Source organism: uncultured Thiodictyon sp. (assembly GCA_903837595.1).
In the GTDB taxonomy this organism is placed as follows: Bacteria; Pseudomonadota; Gammaproteobacteria; order Chromatiales; family Chromatiaceae; genus Thiodictyon.
Genome location: CAILVI010000038.1, coordinates 1 through 1,761, shown reverse-complemented (window position 1 = coordinate 1,761; position 1,761 = coordinate 1). Strand labels below are relative to the sequence as shown.

Annotated in this window: 2 protein-coding genes; both read left to right on the top strand. The window is 58.3% G+C overall.

Annotated elements, in window-relative coordinates; translation table 11 throughout:
- The first annotated feature begins 69 nt into the window (after nt 1-69).
- A complete protein-coding gene (locus QZY44_RS02485; RefSeq protein ID WP_295441771.1) occupies nt 70-693 on the top strand; it encodes a hypothetical protein in 624 nt (207 codons plus the stop codon).
- Between the two features lie 580 nt (nt 694-1,273).
- On the top strand, nt 1,274-1,761 hold a 488-nt coding region (locus tag QZY44_RS02480; RefSeq protein ID WP_295441768.1), incomplete at its 3' end, for a reverse transcriptase domain-containing protein.

The following is a 1,761-nucleotide window of genomic DNA, read 5'->3' as shown; positions in this document are numbered from 1 at the left end:
AAAACGCCAAGACCTGACCCCCGTTCCCTGACCCCCGTTCCCCACTGATAGGATGTTTTAGGCGAAGACATGAAGAACCGCGTGAGACGTTTTAAGAATCTGGTTGTCGCCTTAAGAGAACTTGAACCTTTTATTCGTGATGGGGAGCACCTCCAAACGGGAAAGCCATTCAGGAATCTTGGCGGGATGCGCTCCCGAGAGGCATTAGGAAATTGGCTCATCTGTGTAGTGGCTAATTTTGAGTCGGAAATGGATCGGTTTTCCTTTACCACCGATCCGACTGGTGGTGACGGAGTGGTCTATGACGATCAAACATCTAACACGTGGTTGATGGAGCACGTAATGGTCCCGAGGACCCTTCCTGATGATGGGGTGAACGCTGGAAGCGTCGAAGCCGCAGTGCTTGCAGCGATTGACAATAAGCGTAAGAAAGGTGGAGCAGCATACGCGTCTGGGAAGCAGCTTGTTGTGTTTCTTAACAGCGGAGGCGGCCAGTGGTATCCCTGCCGAGTGGCCAAGCAGTTAACTAGACCCTTGTTGTTTAATAGCGTGTGGATCGTAGGGCTTCAATCTGCGCAACCCAGCTACGTATATGGGGTAACTCAGTTGGACGCGCAAGAGGGGCCGGCGCAAATCTGGTTAGTGCGAATTGGGGCGGATTTTGCGAGTTGGGCGGTGGAACGTATTCAATAGTGGCTTGATGCTCCGAGCCGGCTAGGGTGCGCTACGCGGACCGAACCCCGGAATTCCGGGGCCAGTGCTGCTCGGCAATGTCGCGTAATCTAGCGGGTGAAATTCCCGTCTGGGTAATCGTTAGCCACGAGCCCAGTATCGAGCCTTGCGGCGCTAACGGTAGCGGGTGCGTCGATGCGTAGGCACGAAAGCAGGCGAGGTGTAAAGGTAACGGGTGAAGCCGACCTTGAAGGTATTGAGCCCCGAAAAATTTAGTGGGTGAGTGCCGACGGGTTTGTCCCCCCGGCAGGCAACAAGCGGTATCGCGCCACGGCGAGCGATGCCGGTACTCCCTGGGGTCCGAGGCCATGTCGAGCCTGACATTGAGAATACGCGGTAACCGAGGAGATCCGCGTCGCGGTCCGCCGGAAGGCGGGCACCCGTGAACAAGCGATAAAAAGCGAGGACACGGGCGGTGCGGCGCGGAAGTCGGAGCCATCCATAGTAGCGTCGATCCCCGGTAATGCGGGAGGAGCCAAGGGGTGGCGGTTTGAGACAACGCAAGAGCGACACACGGCCCTACGCCGAGAGGATTCTGACCGTGACAACGAAACTTGCGCGTTTCACACTGATGGCGCGCGCTGAGCCGCAGACGCGGTTCAATGCCCTGATGGGACTCCTCACCGAGCCCGAAGGGTTGCGCGAAAGCTTCGAGCGTGAAAACGGAAGCAAGGCGCCCGGAGTCGATGGGGTAAGAAAAGACGACTATGCAGAGGGGCTGGCGCAACGGCTAGAAGACCTGACGGCGCGACTGCGCCGGCTCGGGTACATCCCGCAACCGGTACGGCGGGCCTATATCCCCAAAGGGGATGGCCGCTATCGCCCTTTAGGGGTTCCGAGTTTCGAGGATCGCCTGGTCCAAGACCGCCTAAGCCGAATTCTGCACGCGATCTGGGAGCCGGAGTTTTGCGACTTCTCGTACGGCTTTCGTCCCGGGCGTAGCGCGCACGATGCGCTGCGGCGGGTCGCGGAGGTCATTACCAACGGGCAGACGCAATGGGTCGTGGAGGCCGACATTAAAGGCTTTTT

Coding starts and splice junctions, on each gene's coding strand:
- QZY44_RS02485 (WP_295441771.1), top strand. CDS start 70: ATGAAGAACCGCGTGAGACGTTTTAAGAATCTGGTTGTCGCCTTAAGA.